This is a genomic window from Streptomyces sp. KM273126 (assembly GCF_004337435.2).
Taxonomy (GTDB): domain Bacteria; phylum Actinomycetota; class Actinomycetes; order Streptomycetales; family Streptomycetaceae; genus Streptomyces; species Streptomyces acidicola.
The window spans coordinates 2,072,028-2,090,502 of the sequence record NZ_SJXB02000002.1 but is presented as its reverse complement, the minus strand read 5'-3'; the positions used below and the strand labels follow the sequence as shown (position 1 = coordinate 2,090,502).

General features: G+C 71.0%; 16 protein-coding genes. 11 read left to right on the top strand and 5 right to left on the bottom strand.

The genetic code is table 11. The annotated features are described in order from the left end of the window. Nucleotides 1–97 precede the first annotated feature (97 nt). Entirely contained in the window at nt 98–1,129 is a 1,032-nt protein-coding gene (locus tag E0500_RS39915) for a LacI family DNA-binding transcriptional regulator (protein ID WP_131558139.1), read from the bottom strand. 145 nt (nt 1,130–1,274) lie between these two features. Here E0500_RS39915 and E0500_RS39910 point away from each other — a divergent pair, with 145 nt between their 5' ends. The 4 genes from E0500_RS39910 to E0500_RS39895 are packed head-to-tail and all read left to right on the top strand — an operon-like array spanning nt 1,275 to nt 5,305. Next, nucleotides 1,275–2,477: a phytanoyl-CoA dioxygenase family protein gene (locus E0500_RS39910; RefSeq protein ID WP_131558137.1), complete on the top strand. Its 1,203-nt coding sequence runs from the start codon at nt 1,275–1,277 to the stop codon at nt 2,475–2,477. Between the two features lie 16 nt (nt 2,478–2,493). Further along, nucleotides 2,494–3,255, top strand: coding sequence for an SDR family oxidoreductase (locus E0500_RS39905; protein ID WP_131558135.1), 762 nt, complete (start codon nt 2,494–2,496; stop codon nt 3,253–3,255). A gap of 29 nt (nt 3,256–3,284) precedes the next feature. After that, nucleotides 3,285–4,289: a Gfo/Idh/MocA family oxidoreductase gene (locus E0500_RS39900; protein ID WP_131558133.1), complete on the top strand. Its 1,005-nt coding sequence runs from the start codon at nt 3,285–3,287 to the stop codon at nt 4,287–4,289. Next, nucleotides 4,286–5,305, top strand: coding sequence for a Gfo/Idh/MocA family protein (locus E0500_RS39895; RefSeq protein ID WP_131558131.1), 1,020 nt, complete (start codon nt 4,286–4,288; stop codon nt 5,303–5,305). Before E0500_RS39900 ends, E0500_RS39895 begins: the two co-directional genes overlap by 4 nt. Before the next feature lie 66 nt (nt 5,306–5,371). Here the strand turns inward: E0500_RS39895 and E0500_RS39890 are convergent, their stop codons facing one another. Together E0500_RS39890 and E0500_RS39885 are read right to left on the bottom strand one after the other, a co-directional pair. Beyond that, nucleotides 5,372–6,391, bottom strand: a complete 1,020-nt coding sequence (locus E0500_RS39890; RefSeq protein WP_131558129.1) for a Gfo/Idh/MocA family protein — start codon at nt 6,389–6,391, stop codon at nt 5,372–5,374. Nucleotides 6,392–6,466: 75 nt separating this feature from the next. Further along, nucleotides 6,467–7,354, bottom strand: a complete 888-nt coding sequence (locus tag E0500_RS39885; RefSeq protein ID WP_131558127.1) for a sugar phosphate isomerase/epimerase — start codon at nt 7,352–7,354, stop codon at nt 6,467–6,469. 317 nt (nt 7,355–7,671) lie between these two features. Between E0500_RS39885 and E0500_RS39880 the strand changes: the two genes are divergently transcribed. Next, nucleotides 7,672–8,577, top strand: a complete 906-nt coding sequence (locus E0500_RS39880; protein ID WP_131558126.1) for a 2-hydroxy-3-oxopropionate reductase — start codon at nt 7,672–7,674, stop codon at nt 8,575–8,577. Nucleotides 8,578–8,620: 43 nt separating this feature from the next. Here E0500_RS39880 and E0500_RS39875 read toward each other — a convergent pair whose 3' ends face one another. Then, nucleotides 8,621–9,334, bottom strand: coding sequence for a GntR family transcriptional regulator (locus E0500_RS39875; RefSeq protein WP_131558124.1), 714 nt, complete (start codon nt 9,332–9,334; stop codon nt 8,621–8,623). A gap of 187 nt (nt 9,335–9,521) precedes the next feature. On the opposite strand from E0500_RS39875, the gene manD reads away from it, so the two are divergent. The 6 genes from manD to E0500_RS39845 all read left to right on the top strand — a co-directional run bounded on the left by manD (nt 9,522) and on the right by E0500_RS39845 (nt 17,236). Next, entirely contained in the window at nt 9,522–10,730 is a 1,209-nt protein-coding gene (manD, locus tag E0500_RS39870) for a D-mannonate dehydratase ManD (RefSeq protein WP_131558122.1), read from the top strand. Next, nucleotides 10,727–12,148, top strand: coding sequence for a mannitol dehydrogenase family protein (locus E0500_RS39865; RefSeq protein WP_131558120.1), 1,422 nt, complete (start codon nt 10,727–10,729; stop codon nt 12,146–12,148). Before manD ends, E0500_RS39865 begins: the two co-directional genes overlap by 4 nt. A gap of 64 nt (nt 12,149–12,212) precedes the next feature. Continuing rightward, nucleotides 12,213–13,610: an MFS transporter gene (locus tag E0500_RS39860; RefSeq protein ID WP_258573777.1), complete on the top strand. Its 1,398-nt coding sequence runs from the start codon at nt 12,213–12,215 to the stop codon at nt 13,608–13,610. Beyond that, nucleotides 13,607–14,653, top strand: coding sequence for an L-idonate 5-dehydrogenase (locus tag E0500_RS39855; RefSeq protein ID WP_131558118.1), 1,047 nt, complete (start codon nt 13,607–13,609; stop codon nt 14,651–14,653). The genes E0500_RS39860 and E0500_RS39855 overlap by 4 nt, the downstream gene beginning before the upstream one ends. Nucleotides 14,654–14,812: 159 nt before the next feature. Next, entirely contained in the window at nt 14,813–15,826 is a 1,014-nt protein-coding gene (locus E0500_RS39850; RefSeq protein ID WP_258573776.1) for a sugar kinase, read from the top strand. 399 nt (nt 15,827–16,225) lie between these two features. Continuing rightward, nucleotides 16,226–17,236 (top strand): sugar ABC transporter substrate-binding protein, encoded by a 1,011-nt coding sequence (locus E0500_RS39845; RefSeq protein ID WP_131558116.1) that lies wholly within the window; start codon nt 16,226–16,228, stop codon nt 17,234–17,236. 99 nt (nt 17,237–17,335) lie between these two features. On the opposite strand, the gene E0500_RS39840 is transcribed toward E0500_RS39845, so the two are convergent. Beyond that, nucleotides 17,336–18,337, bottom strand: a complete 1,002-nt coding sequence (locus E0500_RS39840; protein ID WP_131558248.1) for a LacI family DNA-binding transcriptional regulator — start codon at nt 18,335–18,337, stop codon at nt 17,336–17,338. Nucleotides 18,338–18,475 lie beyond the last annotated feature (138 nt).

Below are 18,475 nucleotides of genomic sequence, written 5' to 3'. Positions count from 1 at the left end.
GCTGGGGATCGTCGATCACGTCACTTCAGAGGACCTCCAGTGCCTCGCGCTCGCCGCCGTCGGCCTCGGGGGCGTCGGGGCGTCGGGGGCGTCGCGGTCAGGGCGACACCCCGGGCGGCATGTTGTACGGCGTGACCACCTGGGTCGCCGAGGGCAGGGCAGGCCCTTCGTCGGGCAGGGCCCGGTGGGCGCGCATGATGGTCTGGCAGGTGCGGCGCATGTCCTGGCGCAGGTCGTGATGGAGGACGGCGGAGAGCCGGCGCTCGCGCAGGAGCCGGGTGTTGTCGTGGTCCAGGTCGTGGGCGACGAACACCGCACACGTGCGTCCGAGCGTGTCGAAGGCGTCGAGGGTCGCGGCGTTGCCGCCACCGGCGGAGTAGACGGCGACGATGGCCTCGTCCCGCCTCAGCGCCTCCAGGACCAGGTCGCGCTGGGTGGCGTCCAGGCCGTCGCTGTCGGTGACCTCCACCAGGGACCGCTGGGGGTGGGCGACCCGCATCGCGCTGCGGAAGCCCATCTCGCGCTCCTCCTCGCCGCGGAAGGAGCCCCTGCTGATGGTGGTGAGCACATTGCCGGGCCGGTCGCCGAGCCACTGTCCGACGAGGTAGGCGGCGGTGGCTCCGGCCGCGCGGTTGTCGATGCCGACGTACGCCAGCCGGGCGCTGCCGGGCAGGTCGGTGACCAGGGTGACGACGGGGATACCGGCCGCGACCAGGCGGCCGACGGCCGCGCCGACCTCCGGCAGGTCCGGGGCCTTGAGGATCACGCCCTGCGACCCCCGCTTGGCGATCTTGTCCATGACGGCGATCAGCTCCGAGGCGGGGCCGGTCTCCCGGAAGTGGAAGCGCGAGCGCACGACGGCGGGGTGCAGGGACGGCAGTTCGGCTTCCAGTGCGTCGCGTACGGCCGTGGAGAACCGCTCCGGGGCCTGCATCACGATGTCGATCATGAAGGTGCGTCCGCCGATGCGCACCTGGGTCCGCTGGCGGTCCAGGTCCTTGATCGCCTGATGGACCTCCATGATCGTGCTCTCCCGGACGCCTCCCCGGCTGTTGAGGACCCGGTCGACGGTGGCCTCGCTCAGCCCGGCCTGTCGGGCGATCTCCCTGATCGGATACGGATGCCGCATGACTGTTCCCGAGCTTCCCGAGAGTGGATGACGGTTGCTGATGATGGATCGCTGATGACGGGTTTTTGATGGGTTTCTGCGGATTGAATGACGGTCACCGGTTCATCAGACTGACAGAAAAGCAGGCATGGCGAAAGGACCGGGGATGTCCCCCACAGACACGGGATCACAGACGGGATCACGGACGGGATCACGGACTTGGCTGAGCGAGGACGACTGCGACCTCGACGCGTTCCGCTCACTGGTCGAACAGGACACCGATCCGCAGGCGTACCCCTCGGCGGAGCGAACCGAGCGGCGCGTACTGGTCTACGACAGCGAGCGGCTTCGCGCCCTCACGGTCACCCCGGAGGGCCGCCGTGCGGTGCAGAGTGAGCTGGTGCGGGCCCTGCTGGACGGGCCGGGCGTCGTGGTCCTCAAGGCCGCCTACACGGACCCGGCTGTCGTGGACCGGGCCTCGGAGGCCTTCCACGCGCTGATCGAGGAGGAGCGCGCGGCCGGCACCGCACGCGGCGACCACTTCGCCAAGCCGGGCGCCAACGACCGCGTGTGGAACGCCCTGGACAAGGTGGCCGTACGCAACCCGGAGGTCTTCGCCGACTACTACGCGAACGACGTGCTGGCGCTGGTCTCCGAGGCCTGGCTCGGCCCCGCCTACCAGGTGACCTCGCAGGTCAACGTGGTCAACCCGGGCGGCGCCGCGCAGACCGTGCACCGCGACTACCACCTGGGCTTCCTCTCCCAGGAGCAGGCGTCCGCGTATCCCGCGCACGTCCACCGGCTGTCCCCCGTGCTGACCCTGCAGGGTGCGGTGGCGCACTGCGACATGCCGGTCGAGTCGGGGCCGACGCTGTTCCTGCCGCACTCGCAGAAGTACGAGCCGGGCTATCTGGCGTTCCGCCTCCCCGAGTTCGTCGCGTACTTCGACGAGCACCATGTCCAGCTTCCGCTGGAGAAGGGCGACGCGGTGTTCTTCAACCCGGCGCTCTTCCACGCCGCCGGGCACAACCGCTCGGCCGGCATCCGGCGCATGGCGAACCTGCTGCAGATCTCGTCCGCGTTCGGCCGCGCGATGGAGTCGGTCGACCGTGAGGCGATGGCGAACGCGCTGTTCCCGGTGCTGCTGCGCCGCAGGGCCGAGGGCGTGCCAGAGGAGTGGCTGCGCCGCGTGGTCGCCGCCACGGCCGAGGGGTACCCGTTCCCCACGAACCTCGACCTCGACCCGCCGGTCGGCGGTCTCGCTCCGCCGTCCCAGGCGGACACCGTCTGGCAGGCCGTGACCGAGGGCTGGACCCCGGAGCGGCTGAGCCAGGAACTGCAAGCGGCCGCCAAGCGCCGCAAGAGCTGAAGGAGGCCACGGACTCATGGGACTGCTCGATGACAAGGTCGTCCTCGTCAACGGCGGCAGCCAGGGCGTCGGCGCGGGCATCGTGAGGGCGGCCGTACGCGAGGGCGCGACCGTCGTGTTCACGGGACGCCGGGCGGAGCTCGGCGAGAAGCTCGCGGCGGACGTGGGCGCCCACTTCCTGGCCGCGGACCTCTCGGACCCGGAGGAGGCGCGCGACAGCGTCGTACGGACGGTGGCCCGGCACGGTCGCGTCGACTGTCTCGTCAACGCGGCGGGGCTGACCTCGCGTGGTTCGCTGCTGGACACCACGCCGGAGCTGTTCGACGCGCACATCGCGATCAATCTGCGGGCGCCGTTCTTCGCGATGCAGGCGGCGGTTCAGCATCTGGTCGACCGCAAGGTGCCGGGCACGATCGTCAACATCATCACGTCCTCCTCGCACGGCGGACAGCCCTTCCTCGCCCCGTACGTCGCGGCCAAGGCCGGCCTCGCCGGGCTGACCCGCAACGCCGCCCACGCGCACCGCTGGGACCGTGTCCGCATCAACGGCCTCAACATCGGCTGGACGGACACCGAGGGCGAGGACGCGACTCAGCGCGCGTTCCACGGTGCGGGCGACGACTGGCGGGAGAAGGCGGCCCGGGCACAGCCGATGGGCAAGCTCGGGCAGGTCGACGAGATCGCCGACTTCGTCGTGTTCCTGCTGTCCGACCGCAGCGGGGTGGTGACCGGATCGGTCATCGACTGGGACCAGATAGTGTTCGGCGGGCTTGACTGAACCGCCCCTTGGGCTGAAGGAGCAAGATCATGCGTTTGGGCATCATGGGGCTGGGCCGGATCGGCGCGTTCCACGCGGAAACCCTCTCGGGACTCGACGTGGTCGACTCCCTGGTGGTGACCGACCCGGTGGCCTCGGCCGCCGCGTCCGCCGCCGAACGGTTCGGAGCGACGGCCGTGGACTCCCCCGAGGCCGTGTTCGCCGCCGGAGTCGACGGCGTCGTCATCGCGGCCGCGACCGACGCGCACCCCGAGCTGATCCTCGCCGCCCTCAAGGCGGGCGTCCCGGTGTTCTGCGAGAAGCCCGTTGCCCGCGGCGTCGAGGAAAGCCTGGAGGTGCTCCAGGCTGTCGAGGGCGGCGGCGTCGAGGTGCACATCGGCTACAACCGACGCTTCGACGCGGGCTGTGTCGCCGCGCGGAAGGCCGTGGTGAGCGGCGAGCTCGGCCTGCTGCACACCGTACGGTCCACCACCCTGGACCCCGCGCCTCCGCCGGCCGCCTATGTGGCCGTCTCCGGGGGCATCTTCCGCGACTGCAGCGTCCACGACTTCGACATCGTGCGCTGGGTGACGGGCCGCGAGGTGGTCGAGGTGTACGCGACCGGCGGCAACCGGGGTGCGGACTACATCGCGACGGCGGGTGACGTCGACACGGCCTCCGCGCTGCTCACCCTCGACGACGGAACGATCGCCGTCATCTCCAACTCCCGGCACAACGCCCGCGGTTACGACGTGCGGCTGGAGCTGCACGGCATGAAGGACAGCATCGCGGTGGGCCTGGAGGACAAGCTGCCGCTGCGCTCCGTCGAGCCGGGTGCCACCTTCCCCTCGGGCACCCCGCACACCTTCTTCATGGACCGCTTCGCCGACGCCTACCGCGCCGAACTGACCGCGTTCACCGAGGTCGTGGCGGGCACTCGCCCCTCCCCCTGCACGGTGGCGGACGCGATCGAGGCAAGCTGGATCGCCGAGGCGTGCACGCTGTCGCTGCACGAGCACAGGCCCGTACGACTGGAAGAGGTACGCAAGGGATGACCCACGAGCCGCTGCGGATAGGCGTGCTGGGCGCGGCCCGGATCGCCGAACTCTCGATTGTCGGCCCCGCCCGTGCGGGCGGCCACCGCATCATCGCGGTGGCCGCCCGCGACCGTGCCCGCGCCACCGCGTTCGCGGAACAGCACGGCGTGGAGCGGGTTGTCGGCTCGTACGCCGAACTCGTCGCCGACCCCGAGGTCGAGGTCGTCTACAACCCGCTCGCCAACGGCCTGCACGGACCGTGGAACGTGGCGGCCCTCACCGCCGGCAAGCACGTGCTGACGGAGAAACCGTCCGCGAGCAACGCGGAGGAGGCGGCCGAGATCCACGAGGCCGTCACCAAGGCGGGCAGCGTCTTCATGGAGGGCTTCCACTACCTGTTCCACCCGGTCACCCGCCGCCTCCACGAACTCCTGGACAGCGGGGAACTGGGCGAACTCCGTCACGTGGAAACCGTGATGGCCATGCCCGCACCACCTGGCGGCGACCCTCGCTGGTCCTTCCCGCTCGCGGGCGGCGCCCTGATGGACGTGGGCTGCTACGCGCTGCACGCCCAGCGGATGATCGTTCCCTGGGCGGGCGGCGCCCCCCGCCTGGTCGCCGCACGCGGTGGCGAACGGGCGGACGCGCCCGGGGTCGACGAATGGCTGGACGCCGACCTGGAGTTCCCGAACGGTGCGACCGGCAGCGCCCGCTGCCACATGGCGCACCACGAGGTGCAGTTCAGCTGCCGGATCGTGGGCAGCCGGGGCGAGGCCACGGCCCTGAACTTCGTGCAGCCCCACCTGGACGACCGGATCGTGGTCCGTACGGGCGCCGGGGAGCGCACCGAGGAACTCGGCCGCCGCTCCTCGTACACCTACCAGCTCGACGCCTTCGCCGCCCATCTGCGGCAGGGCGCGCCCCTCGTCCTCGACGCCGGTGACGCACTGGCCACCATGCGTCTCATCGACGACTGCTACCGGGCAGCGGGCTTCCCGGTCCGGCCGCGGACGGTTCCTCCGACCACGGTGTGAGAGGCGAAAGGAGGGGGTGGCGCCGGTCCGGCGCCACCCCCTCCTCCTCGTGATAAAGCGGGCGGCCTAGGCGTAGAAAGCGGGCCGCTCGATCAGTTCGACCTCGACGCGCCGCCCCTCCCGCTGGGCCGACACGCCCGCCTCGCACACCGCTGCCGCCGCGTAGCCGTCCCAGACGCTCGGTCCGGTGACCTCACCGCGCCGGGTGGCGTCCACCCACGCCTGGACCTGACGGCCGTACGCGTCCGCGAAACGCTCCAGGTAGTCCGGCGTGATGGTGCCGCCCCACCGGCCGTCGGCGCTGAGCCGGGGCCCGGCCTCGTCGCCGATGCGTACCGTGCCCCGCTCGCACACCGCTTCGGCATGCACCTGGTAGCCGTAGCCGCAGTGGCCGAAGATCTCGACGTCGACGAGCGCGCCCGACTCCGTTTCGAAGAGGACGAACTGGGGGTCGTCCATGCCCTCGGGGGCATACGACGACGGGGCCGGCTTGAGCACGGTGACCGCTGTGATCTCCTGGTCGAGGAGCCAGCGGGTCACGTCCATCTCGTGCACCACGGAGTCGTTGATGAGCATCTCGTTGGTGAACCACGGTGGCATCGACGGGTTGCGGTGCCGGTGGTGCAGCATCAGTGCTCGGCCCAACTGGCCGCTGTGCAGGAGGCGTTTGAGCTTCATGTACTCGGCGTCGTACCGCCGCATGAAGCCCACCTGGATGCGCCGGTGCCCGAGCCGCCGCTCCGCCTCCAGCACCCGGAGCGCGGAGGCCGCGTCCGGGGTGAGCGGCTTCTCGCACAGGACCGGCAGGTCGCGGTCGAGGGCTTCGAGCAGCGCCGCCTCGTGGGCGGGTCCGGGCGAGGCGATGAGTACGGCGTCCACGTCCTGCGCCGCCATGGCGGCCACGGGTTCGGTGTACGCCCTGCACCCGTCCATCGAGTCGGCCAGGGCCCCGGCCCGCTCCTCGTCGATGTCCACGACCGCGGTCACCCGCGCCCCGCTGATGACCCGCTGAAGCCGGCGCACATGGTCGGCGCCCATCTTTCCGGTGCCGACGACCGCGACGCCCAGCGTTCCCTGAGACGGCATGCTCGTAGTATCTCCGCTGCTGGTGAAGGTGGGTTGGTGGGGAGCACCAGGCGACAGGCACCTGCTGTGCGGCTTCTACGCGGCGCCCCGCAACACCGAGCGCAAGTGCTCGGCACTGGCCCACACGTCCTCGACCGGGCCCTTCTGCCGGGGTTCCTCGGTGAGGATGGTGTCCTGTTCCAGGACGTACCAGCCGTCGTACCCGCGTGCGTTGAGGTGGGTCACGATGGCGTGGACGTCGACGTCGCCGGCGCCCAGCGGGCGGTACATGCCCTCGCGCACGGCATCCGTGTAGGAGAGGCGGCCGGACTGGACCTTGGCGGCGAGGGAGGCGTCCACATCCTTCATATGGGTGTGGGCGATCCGTTCGGGCGCCTGGCGGGTGAGTTCCGCGGGATCGGTGCCGCCGATGAGCAGGTGGCCGGTGTCGAGACACAGAGAGATCGCCGAGTGCTCCAGGACGCGCCGTACCTCGTCGCCGTTCTCGATCATCGTGCCCACGTGCGGGTGCAGGACGGCCCGTACGCCGCGTTCGGCGGCCAGGGCCGCCAGCCGGTCGAGGTTGGACAGCAGCAGCTTCCAGCCGTCGGCATCGAGTTCGGGGCGCGAGTCGTAGCCGTCCTGGCCGGTGACGGCCGACAGGACGAGCACGTCCGCCTTCGAGGCGGCGTAGCTCTCCAGGAGTTGTTCCACCTCGGGCACCGGGTCGTGGCCGGGGACGTGGAGCAGGAGCGGGGTGAAGCCGCCGACGGCCTGGAGGTCGTGGTGGGCGAGGGTCTCGGCCATGGCGTCCGGTTCGCCGGGCAGGAACCCCTCGGGGCCGATCTCGGTGGCGGCCAGGCCGACCTCGCGCATCTCCTTCAGGACGCGTTCCGGGGTCAACTGGTAGCCCCAGCCCGGTACTTCGCACACGCCCCAGGAGATGGGCGCACCGGCGATCCTGTGCTGCGACGGGGTGTTCATGCCGTGGCCTTTCGGTGGATCCAGTAGGGGAGGAAGCCCAGGGCGAGGTGGTCACTGCCGCAGCCGACCGGACACAGCCGACGACCGGGCCGTTTACCTGGACGCAAAGGTAGGCGCGGCGCGAGGCAATACTGAAGAGGCAGAACCCATCATTAACCCATCATTGGGCAGATCTTCTTCCCCTCATTCCTGCGCCTCGGACGCGTGCTTGGGAGGAGCTCCCACGGCGTCGTACTGTCGGGTCACGATCAACCGCACCACCCCCGCGCAGTCCCCGCACAGCCCAGGCCCCCCTCGCAGAAGGAAACGCAGACCACATGGGTACGTCAGCCGTCCAGTCCCGAACGATCGCCTTCATCGGCCTCGGCATCATGGGTTCCCCCATGGCCGCCAACCTCGTCCGGGCCGCGCACACCGTCGTCGGACACAACCGGAGCCGCCCGCCGGTGGACCGCCTGGTCGAGGCGGGAGGCCTGGCGGCGGACAGCGTGGCGGCCGCGGTCGCGGGCGCGGACGTCGTCATCACGATGCTCCCCGCGGACCCGCAGGTCACCGAGGTCGTCCTCGGCGAGAGCGGCGTCCTGGCCCACGCCCGGCCGGGCACCCTCGTCATCGACATGAGCAGCGTCAGCCCCCGGACCGCCGTCGCGATCGCCGAGGCGGGCCGGGACAAGGGCGTTCGCGTCCTGGACGCCCCGGTGTCCGGTGGTGAGGCCGGTGCCGTCGAGGCCGTGCTGTCCATCATGGTCGGCGGTGACGCGGCCGACTTCGCCGAGGCCGAACCGCTCTTCGGCGCGCTCGGCACGACCGTCGTCCACGTGGGCCCGCACGGTGCCGGCCAGACCGTGAAGGCCGCCAACCAGCTCATCGTCGCGGTCAACATCCAGGCCCTGGCCGAGGCGGTGGTCTTCCTGGAGAAGGCGGGCGCGGATCTCCCCTCCGCCCTGGAGGTCCTCGGCGGCGGTCTGGCCGGTTCCACCGTTCTCGCCCGCAAGAAGGACAGCATGCTGAACCGGGACTTCAAGCCGGGCTTCCGCATCGACCTGCATCACAAGGACATGGGCATCGTCACCGACGCGGCCCGCGCCACCGGTGCCGTCCTCCCGCTCGGCGCCCTCACCGCCCAGCTGATGGCCTCCGCCCGTGCCCACGGTGACGGCCCGCTCGACCACTCCGCCCTGCTGCGCGGAGTGGAACGGCTCTCGGGCCGGGCCGCGGAGTAAGCGCGACACCGCGGACACAAGCGAGAACTGACGGGTGCGGGGACTACTCCCAGACGACGACGTTGCGCCGCACCGGCACCGCTGAGGGGTCGGTGGCGAACAGCTCGGGCGAATGCGCTCTTATGCGTTCGATGTCGCTGAAGACGGCCCGCAGGTGCGTGCGCATCGCCGTGCGCGCCAGCGACACGTCCCCGCCCACCACCGCGTCGAAGATCTCCCGGTGCTGGTCCGCGAACACCGCGGGAGACGCGTTCTCGTACAGGCCCAGGCGGCGGGCCCGGTCCAGATGCCCCTTGGCGGCGGCGACGGTCGTCCAGGCGTTCGCGTGTCCACTCAGCCGCATCAGGCCCTGGTGGAACGCCTCGTCCAGCTCGAAGAACTCCTCGATTCCGAGGCCCTCCCGCTGCTGGCGCTCAAGGTTGTCGCGCAGATCCTGGAGGACCGCGGCGTCCAGGTCCGGGGGCAGGTCGTCCAGTGCGGCCAGCTCGACCGCCTCCCGCAGAAACTGCGCGTCGGAGACCTGCGCCGGGTCAACCCGTGAGACGAACGAACCGATCTGCGGGAAGACCTGTACGAGGCCTTCCTGGGCCAGAAGGATCAGGCTCTCCCGCACCGGCGTACGGCTGACGCCCATCGACGCCGCGAGTTCGTTCTCCGACAGCGCGGCACCGGGCGGGAGTTGGAGCGTCAGAACCATCTGACGCAACGTCACATAGATCTCGTGCCGACTGGTCCGCTGCCGTTTGGGTTGGGCCATGGACCCATCGTATCGCCAGGATCATCGCCACCCGGCACCCGACCGCGGAGCTCCGCCACACAGAAAGAACCAGGCCAGAGGCATTGCCCAAACTCCACGACAGGTGCTTGTATACAAGTACTGGCCGACAGTACGGGCGACCGTGTCGGCCGACCGACCATGCCGCTGCCGTTAGGAGAGCTCATCAGTGAGCAGGATCGAGCACGTCGAGGTGTTCGTCGCCTCCCCCGGGCGCACGTTCGTCACGCTGCGCATCACCACGTCGGACGGAGTGACCGGCCTCGGTGACGCCACGCTCAACGGCCGTGAACTGGCCGTGGCGAGCTATCTGCGCGACCACGTGGCCCCCCTGCTGATCGGCAGGGATCCGGCGCGGATCGAGGACATCTGGCAGTACCTGTACCGGGGTGCGTACTGGCGGCGCGGGCCGGTCACCATGACCGCCATCGCCGCCGTCGACACCGCCCTGTGGGACATCAAGGGCAAGACCGCCGGACTGCCGGTCTACCAGCTCCTCGGCGGGCGTTCCCGGGACGGCGTGCTCGTCTACTCGCACGCCAGCGGCACCGACGTACCGTCCCTCCTCGACGACGTCGAGCGGTACCTCGAACTCGGCTACAAGGCGGTGCGCGCCCAGGCGGCGGTACCCGACGTCGGCGGCACCTACGGCGTGCGCAAGGGCAAGCTCTACGAGCCCGCGGCGAGCGACCTGCCCGACGAACAGCCCTGGGACACCGAGGCCTACCTCGGCTTCGCGCCGACCTACCTGGAGGCCGTACGGGAGCGCTTCGGCTTCGGCTTCCACCTGCTGCACGACATTCACCACCGGCTGACCCCGATCGAGGCGGCCCGCTTCGGCAAGAGCGTCGAGGGCTGCCGCCTGTTCTGGATGGAGGACCCGACTCCGGCCGAGAACCAGGAGGCGTTCCGGCTCATCAGGCAGCACACGACGACACCGATCGCCGTGGGCGAGGTCTTCAACTCGATCTGGGACGTCCAGCAGCTGATCACGGAGCAGCTCATCGACTACGTGCGCACCACCGTGGTCCACGCGGGCGGCATCACGCATCTGCGCCGGATCTTCGACCTCGCCGCGCTGTACCAGGTCCGGACCGGTTCTCACGGCGCCACCGACCTCTCCCCCGTCAGCATGGCCGCCGCCGTGCACCTCGACATCGCCGTGCCGAACTTCGGCATCCAGGAGCACATGGGCCACCCGGACGAGGCCGCCGAGGTCTTCCGGACGGGCGTCACCTTCGCCGACGGGATGCTGCACCCCTCCGACGAGCCCGGTCTCGGAGTGGAGTACGACGAGAAGGCGGCCGAGCGCTTCCCGTACCAGCGGCGTTATCTGCCGGTGGCACGCCGCCTCGACGGCTCGGTGCACGACTGGTGAGCGGGACGACGCCCCTGAACCGGCGGGCGCTGAGCGAACTCGCACCCGAACTGCGCCCCCAGGTCGACCCCGCCGGACTGCGCACCCGTGTCGTCCACTTCGGCATCGGCGCCTTCCACCGGGCACACCAGGCCGTCTACACGGAGAACGCGGCGGCGCGGTCGGGCGAGCCCTGGGGCATCGCCGCGGTCGCTCCCCGGTCGACGGCGACGGTGGACGCCCTCCGCGCGCAGGACTGTTTGTACTCGGTCACGGAACGTCGCCCTGAGGGCGGCGTCCCGCGGATCGTCGGATCTCTCACCGGCGCCCATGCCATGCAGCGGGACGGGGCCGCCGTCGACGCCCTGCTCACCGATCCGCAGACGACGGTGGTGACGCTCACCATCACCGAGAAGGGTTACCACCGGTCATCCCGGACCGGTGGCCTGGACACGGCGGTTCCCGACCTCGACACCACGGTGATCGGGCGGCTGGCCGCCGGACTGGCCGCGCGGATGCGCTCCGGTGCGGCCCCGATCAGTGTCGTCTCCTGCGACAACATGGCGGACAACGGCGCCGTGCTGGAACGGGTCGTCCACGACGCCGTCCGAGCGTCCGGGCAACCCGACCGCGAGCGGGTACTGGAGCTGATGGACCAGTACGTGGCCTTTCCCGCCACCGTCGTGGACCGGATCGTCCCCGCCACCACGGCCGCCGACGTGGCGGCGACGGCCACCGCACTGGGCGTCCACGACGCGCTTCCCGTGAGCGGCGAGCCGTACCGGCAGTGGGTCCTGGAAGACCGTTTCGCCGCCCCGCGCCCGCCGTGGGAGCTCGACGGCGCCCTGTTCGTCCCCGATGTCGCGCCGTACCAGCTCACCAAGCTGCGGCTGCTCAACGGCTCGCACTCGGCGCTCGCCTGCCTCGGGATCGCCGCGGGCTGCACCACCATCGCCGACACCATGGCCGCCGGCTGGGGCGAACGGCTCGTGAAGGCGCTGTGCGCCGAGGTCGCGCCCACCCTGCCCGCCGGCGGCCCGGATCCGGACCGGTACGCCGACGACCTCGTCGCCCGCTTCGGCAACACGGCCATGCGACACTTCCTGCGGCAGATCGCCTCGGACGGATCGCTGAAGATCACCGAGCGCTGGCTGCCGGCGCTGCGGTCACTGCGCGAGCGCGGCGCGGCCACCCCGGTGCTCGAACTCGCCCTCGCGGGCTGGGCCCACACCACCGGGCCCGGTCCCCAGGACCACGGCATCACCGACCCCGCACAGGACGCGCTCGCCGCGTGCTGGCGTACCGGCGCGGCTCCGGCGGACACCGTCCGTGCCCTGCTCACGACCGTCGGCGCACCCGACCTCGCCGACGACACCGCTCTCACCACCGCCGTGGCCCGGCATCTCCCCGCCCTGCACGCCGGCCACGTCGACCTCTGACACCTCTGAACCGGGGCGACCCGCGTCTGCCGCACCGTCCCCACCCGCACGAACAACGGAGTTCATGATGAAGGACAGCACCACCACAGCGGAGCCATCCGGCGTCGCACAACGCACCACCAGTGACCTGACCAAGGCCGCCGTGTCCGGCTGGCTGGGTACGGCCATGGAGTTCATGGACTTCCAGCTGTACTCGCTGGCGGCCGCGATCGTCTTCAACAAGATCTTCTTCCCGGACGTCAGCCCCGCGATCGGCCTCATCGCCGCGATGGCCACCTACGGTGTCGGCTACGTCGCCCGGCTCGCCGGCGCGGTCTACTTCGGCCGCATGGGAGACCGGCTCGGCCGCAAGAAGGTCCTGACGATCACCATCGTGCTGATGGGCGCCTCGACCACCCTCATCGGCCTTCTGCCCACCTACGCGTCGATCGGCATCCTGGCTCCCGCCCTGCTCGTCGTGCTCCGGCTGGCCCAGGGCTTCGGGGCGGGCGCGGAGATCGCCGGCGCCACCGTGATGCTCGCCGAGTACGCCCCCACCAAGCGGCGCGGCCTGGTCTCCTCCCTGGTGTCGCTGGGCACCAACTCGGGAACGCTCGCGGCCTCGGGCGTGTGGGCCATCCTGCTCGCCGTCCTCAGCGAGGAGCAGCTGCTGTCCTGGGGATGGCGCCTGCCGTTCCTGATGAGCTTCGGCCTGCTGCTGTTCGCCGTGTGGCTGCGCCGCAACCTCAAGGAGAGCCCGGTGTTCGAGGAGCGCCCCGACGTCGTGGACGGCGTGGCGATGACCCGGAGCGAGGTCGAGTCCGCGGTCACCGAGGGCGCACGGAGCGACACCGGCCTGCTGGAGGCGGGCATGAAGCAGCGCAAGGGCAAGGCGTTCTTCCTGGCGCTGGCCCTGCGCTTCGGCCAGGCGGGCAACTCCGGACTGGTCCAGACGTTCCTCGTCGGCTACATCGCCACAAACCTCTCGGCCGGGCGCTCCGTCCCCACGGACGCAATCTTGTACGGGTCTCTGCTGGGCTTCCTCACGGTGCCTGCGGTGGGCATGCTCGGTGACCGCTTCGGACGGCGCGTGATGTACGTGACGCTGACCGTACTCACCGTCGTCCTGGCCTTCCCGGTCATGCTGCTGATCACTTCGGGAAGCACGCCCGCCCTGATGCTGGGCATGGTCGTGGGCCTGAACGTCGGCGTCCTCGGGCTGTTCGCGCTGGAGAGCGTGACCATGGCGGAACTCTTCGGGTCGCGTACCCGGTTCACCCAGCTCGCCTTGGCCAAGGAGATCGGTGGCGTCCTCGCCACCGCCATCGGTCCGGTCCTCGCGGCGAGCCTGACCGCCGCCACCGGCAGCTGGTGGCCCATCGCGGCGATGCTCGTCGTCTACTCGCTGATCACACTCGCCGGTGCGCTCCTCTCGCCCGAGACGCGCGGCCGGGACCTGGTTCGACTGGAGGATGCCGTATGAAAGCCGTCGTCGTGCACGGGGCGGGGGACGTGAGGATCGACGAGCGCCCCCGGCCCGAGCCGGCGCCGGACGAGGTGCTGCTCGCCATGGAGTGGGGCGGCATCTGCGGATCCGACGTCTCCTACTGGAGGAAGGCCGCCTCCGGCACCGCGGCACTGGCGCACCCCCTGGTCCTCGGCCATGAGGTCGCCGGCCGGATCGCGGCCCTGGGAGCGGAGGTCACCGGCCTGTCGGAGGGACAGCCGGTGACGGTCCACCCGGCCCGCCCCGTGGGCGGTGATCTCCTGCCGGAGCGGCTCGCCGGACGCACCAACCTGCACCCCCGTGTCCGCTACTTCGGCTCGGCGGCCCTCACCCCGCACACCGACGGCGGGTTCAGCGAGTTCCGGGCCGTGCCCGCGGCGCAGATCCGCCCGCTTCCCGACGGAGTGGACACCGAGTCGGGCGCGCTGGCCGAGCCGTTGGCGGTCGCCCTGCACGCCGTCGGCCGCGCGCCCGAGCTGCGGGGACGGACCGTCCTGGTCAACGGCGCGGGACCGATCGGCTCCCTGGTCGTCGCCGCCGCCAGGTACCGCGGAGCGCACACCGTGGTCGCGTCCGATCTCTCCGCCTCGTCGCTCTCCGTGGCCCGTCGCATGGGCGCGGACACAGTGGTCGACGTCTCCCTCGGCGAGGAGCTGCCGCAGGACGTCGACGTCGTCTTCGAGGCGTCCGGCGCACCGGCCGCCCTGGGAGCGGCGCTGCGGGCCACCGCACGCGGCGGCACCCTCGTCCAGGTCGGCAACCTGCCCGGGACGGCCGCGCCCTCCGTGCTGGGCGACCTGGTCACCCGCGAGATCACCTGGATCGGTTCCTACCGCTTCGTGGACGAGATCGACGACGCCCTCGTCGCCCTGCGTGACGGCCTGGACGTCTCCCCGGTCATCAGCCACCGCTTCCCGCTGGACCAGGCCGAGCAGGCCCTCGCGGTCGCCGCCGACCCGGGCAGCGCCAGCAGCAAGGTGATGCTGCGCCTGGCGACGGACCCGCCCCTGCACGCCTGACGGGAGTCAGGACGGTCCTGGCAGGAGTCAGGAGACCTTCCTGGCGGGAGTCAGGACCGTCAGGACGGCACCGAATCGAACCAGGCCGTACAACCCCGCCGCCCCGCCCCAGAGTTGAGCACCAGCACCAGCACCAGCACCAGTCGCCAGGAGATTGCCTTGCCCCAGTCGCCCGCCGGCCTCCGCGCAGCCGCAGGCCCCGAGCATGCGTCGCTGGACGTCGTGTGCCTCGGTGAGACCATGGCCGTCCTCGCTCCGCCGGACGCCCTGCCGCTCGCCGACCAGCCCACGCTCCGTCTCTCGATCGGGGGTGCCGAGTCCAACGTGGCCTGCGGGCTGGCGGCGCTCGGGCACCGGGCCGCGTGGCTCAGCCGGGTGGGCGACGACCCCTTCGGGCAGCGCATCCTGACGGAACTCGCCTCCCGGGGTGTGGAGGTGAGCGCTGTCGGCACCGACCCGCTCCATCCGACCGGCGTCTATTTCAAGGACCCCGGACCGGACGCGACGCGAACCCACTACTACCGGCGCGGATCAGCCGCCTCTCACATGGGCCCGGAAGTGGCCCGGGCGCCCGAGCTGCACGACACGCGCATCGTGCACCTGTCCGGCATCACCGCGGCCCTCTCCGACAGCTGCGCCCGCCTGCTGGAGGAGATCGTGGTGGGCCGGACCCCATGGACGGGGGACATCTCCGGCACGCCGACCCGGCCGATCGTCTCGTTCGACGTCAACCACCGTCCCGCCCTGTGGCGCGACCGCGGTGCCGACGCGGCGCAGGCCCTGCTGGATCTCGCGCGCGCCGCGGACATCGTCTTCGTGGGGCGGGACGAGGCCGAGGCCCTGTGGCACACCGCCCGGCCCGACGAGATCGCGGCTCTGCTCGCGCCGGCCCCGCTCGTCATCGTCAAGGACGCCGAGCACGGAGCCACTTCCTACTCCGCGGGGAGCCGCACCTTCGCGCCCACGCCGCCCGTCGAGGTGGTCGAGCCGGTCGGCGCGGGCGACGCCTTCGCGGCCGGGTACCTGTCCGGCGTACTCCACGACCGCGACGAGATGACGCGGCTGCGTCTCGGCCACCTCACGGCGGCGGCCGTCCTGCGATCCAGGGACGACGTTCCCGTCCTGGAACGCGACTTCGCCGCCACCGTCGGCGGACAGTCCTCACCCGGCTGAAGCGGACGGGGGCGGATACCCCTCGCAAGGCGCCGGACGCGACGCCTCACGAGGGGCGGCCCACGGTTCCGGGGTGCACACGGCGGCGCCCCCGGAACCGTGGGCCTCGCGCGTTTTGTTGGTACGTCATGACAAACCTGTTGACATCCCCTGTGGGCGGCCCCATAGTTCCTGCCACTAGAGCGCGCTAATAAAGCGCTCCAGTGACGAAGAACAGGTGGTCCACACCCATGAGCGCCACAGACAGCAGTCACCGCCACACAGGGCACCCGCAACCGCTCCGCCCGCCTCTCCGGGCCGGGTGAGGCGGTCTTCGTCCGGTCGTACGGCTCGACCGCCGGTATCCGACGCCCCTTCCATCTGCTCCCAGCCCGAACCGCACAGCGAGGTGCAACAGACATGCGCAGACACCACCGGGCGCGCGCCGCCACCCTGACAGCCACCGTCCTCGTCGGCACGGTGCTCGCCGCCGGCTGTTCCAGCGGCTCCGGCGGCAAGAAGTCCGAGGAAGGGGGCGCGGACACCTCGGCGAGCAAGGCCAACACCCCGCGTATGACCGTGGCCATGATCACGCACGCTGCCCCCGGCGACACCTTCTGGGACCTCATCCGCAAGGGCGCCCAGGCCGCAGCGGCCAAGGACAACGTCAAGCTCGTCTACTCCAGCGATCCCAACGCCGGCAACCAGGCCAACCTGGTGCAGAACGCGATCGACCAGAAGGTCGACGGCATCGCGCTCACCGCGGCCAAGCCGGACGCCATGAAGGACGTCGTGGCCAAGGCCAGGGCGGCAGGCATCCCGGTCGTCGGCTTCAACTCCGGCCTGGACAACTGGAAGGAGCTCGGCATGCTCGAGTACTTCGGCCAGGACGAGAACATCGCGGGCCAGGCCTTCGGCCAGCGGCTCAACGAGCTCGGCGCCAAGCACGCCGTCTGCGTCATCCAGGAGCAGGGGCAGGTGGCCCTGGAGGCGCGCTGCGCGGGCCTGAAGAAGGGTTTCGAGGGCAAGACCGAGACCCTGTACGTCAACGGCACCGACATGCCGTCCGTGAAGTCGACGATCACGGCCAAGCTCAAGCAGGACTCCTCGATCGACCAGGTGGTCACCCTCGGCGCCCCGTTCGCGCTGACCGCCGTGCAGTCGGTGTCCGACGCGGGCGGCAAGGCCAAGGTCGCGACCTTCGACCTCAACAAGGACCTGGTGAAGGCCGTCGCGGACGGCCAGGTCCAGTTCTCGGTCGACCAGCAGCCCTATCTGCAGGGCTACCTGTCCGTTGACGCACTGTGGCTGTACCGGACGAACGGCAACTTCAGCGGCGGTGGCGCAGCACCGGTGCTCACCGGTCCGGCCTTCGTCACCAAGGACAACGTCGCCGACATCGCCAAGTTCGCCGCGAAGGGGACGCGATAGCCGTAGGGATCGGCGTCGCCGACGGCAGAGGCGTGACCAGCGGCAGCGGCGTGAGCAGCGGCACCTGTCGAGCCCACACCTCTGCAGCCGGGCCGACCCTCAGGCCGAGGCCTCCGGAACCGGCCCGCTGGTCCCCCGGACCACCAACTTCGGGTCCAGTACCGCTTCCCTGGGCTCCAGCCCCTCGTCCTCCAGCCGCTCCACGGCGAACCTGACCGCGTGCTCCGCCATGAGTGCCGCGTCCTGGCGGACGGTGGTCAGGCCGATCGGCATCAGGTGGGAGAGGTGGCTGTCGTCGTACCCGATGACGGACATGTCGCGCGGGACGTCGATGCCCGCCCGCGTCAGCGCCATCAACAGCCCCCACGCACAACGGTCGTTGCTCGCGAGAACCGCCGTCGGCAGCGGCCGGCCGCTGTCCCGCTCGCTCAGGAGCAGCTCTCCCGCCTCGATGCCCGACTGCTCGGTGTGGTCACCGGGGATCACGCGCAGCTCGGCCTGGAGTCCATGGCGGCGCATCGCGGCCCGGTACGCGCGCCGCCGGTCCGCCGAGCCGGGCCCCTGACCGCCGTCGATGTGGACGATCCGGCGGTGCCCCAGTTCCACGAGGTGGTCCATGGCCTGCCGGACGCCCTTGCCCTCGGCGGAGTGCACGAAGTCGACGTGGGCCTGCGGTACCCGGCGGCTCACCGAGACGGCGACCGTACGGCGGCCGAGTGCGTCGAGGTAGCCGGGCTCGGCGTCGGGGCCGAGCAGGATCACCGCCTCGCAGCGGTGACTGAGCAGGGCTTCCACTGCCTTGGCCTCGTCGCGGCTCCGGGTGGCGGCGGAGAGCAGGACGTCGTAGCCGAGCCGCTCGGCCTCGGGATAGATGCCCGCGATGAGGTTGGTGTGGAAGGTCTGATGGACGGTGAACATCACACCGAGCGTGCGGCTGCGGCCGCGGGCCAGCAGCCTGGCCGCGTTGTCGGGGCGGTAACCGATCTCGTCGGCGACGCGCAGGACCCGCTCGCGGGTCTCCTTGCTCGCTCCCGGCTGGTCACGGAAGATGATCGAGACGAGTGCCCTGGACACGCCCGCCCGGGCGGCGACGTCCGCCATCGTGGGCCGCTGCCTGCCCGATGCATCCACCTGTGAACCCACCCTTCGCCGGCGCCCACCCTACGGGCAGTCTCCGTCCCCCCAGCAACAAGGCACTGACACGACATGTGAGCAGAGTTCATCGTACTCGCAATAGAG

Bases quoted from the DNA above. Each gene is read 5' to 3' on its own strand.
- E0500_RS39845 (WP_131558116.1), top strand. From the start codon at position 16,226: ATGCGCAGACACCACCGGGCGCGCGCCGCCACCCTGACAGCCACCGTC.
- E0500_RS39915 (WP_131558139.1), bottom strand. From the start codon at position 1,129: ATGCGGCATCCGTATCCGATCAGGGAGATCGCCCGACAGGCCGGGCTG.
- E0500_RS39905 (WP_131558135.1), top strand. From the start codon at position 2,494: ATGGGACTGCTCGATGACAAGGTCGTCCTCGTCAACGGCGGCAGCCAG.
- E0500_RS39855 (WP_131558118.1), top strand. From the start codon at position 13,607: ATGAAAGCCGTCGTCGTGCACGGGGCGGGGGACGTGAGGATCGACGAG.
- E0500_RS39910 (WP_131558137.1), top strand. From the start codon at position 1,275: ATGTCCCCCACAGACACGGGATCACAGACGGGATCACGGACGGGATCA.
- E0500_RS39875 (WP_131558124.1), bottom strand. From the start codon at position 9,334: ATGGCCCAACCCAAACGGCAGCGGACCAGTCGGCACGAGATCTATGTG.
- E0500_RS39895 (WP_131558131.1), top strand. From the start codon at position 4,286: ATGACCCACGAGCCGCTGCGGATAGGCGTGCTGGGCGCGGCCCGGATC.
- E0500_RS39885 (WP_131558127.1), bottom strand. From the start codon at position 7,354: ATGAACACCCCGTCGCAGCACAGGATCGCCGGTGCGCCCATCTCCTGG.
- E0500_RS39840 (WP_131558248.1), bottom strand. From the start codon at position 18,337: ATGGCGGACGTCGCCGCCCGGGCGGGCGTGTCCAGGGCACTCGTCTCG.
- E0500_RS39900 (WP_131558133.1), top strand. From the start codon at position 3,285: ATGCGTTTGGGCATCATGGGGCTGGGCCGGATCGGCGCGTTCCACGCG.
- E0500_RS39890 (WP_131558129.1), bottom strand. From the start codon at position 6,391: ATGCCGTCTCAGGGAACGCTGGGCGTCGCGGTCGTCGGCACCGGAAAG.
- E0500_RS39860 (WP_258573777.1), top strand. From the start codon at position 12,213: ATGATGAAGGACAGCACCACCACAGCGGAGCCATCCGGCGTCGCACAA.
- E0500_RS39880 (WP_131558126.1), top strand. From the start codon at position 7,672: ATGGGTACGTCAGCCGTCCAGTCCCGAACGATCGCCTTCATCGGCCTC.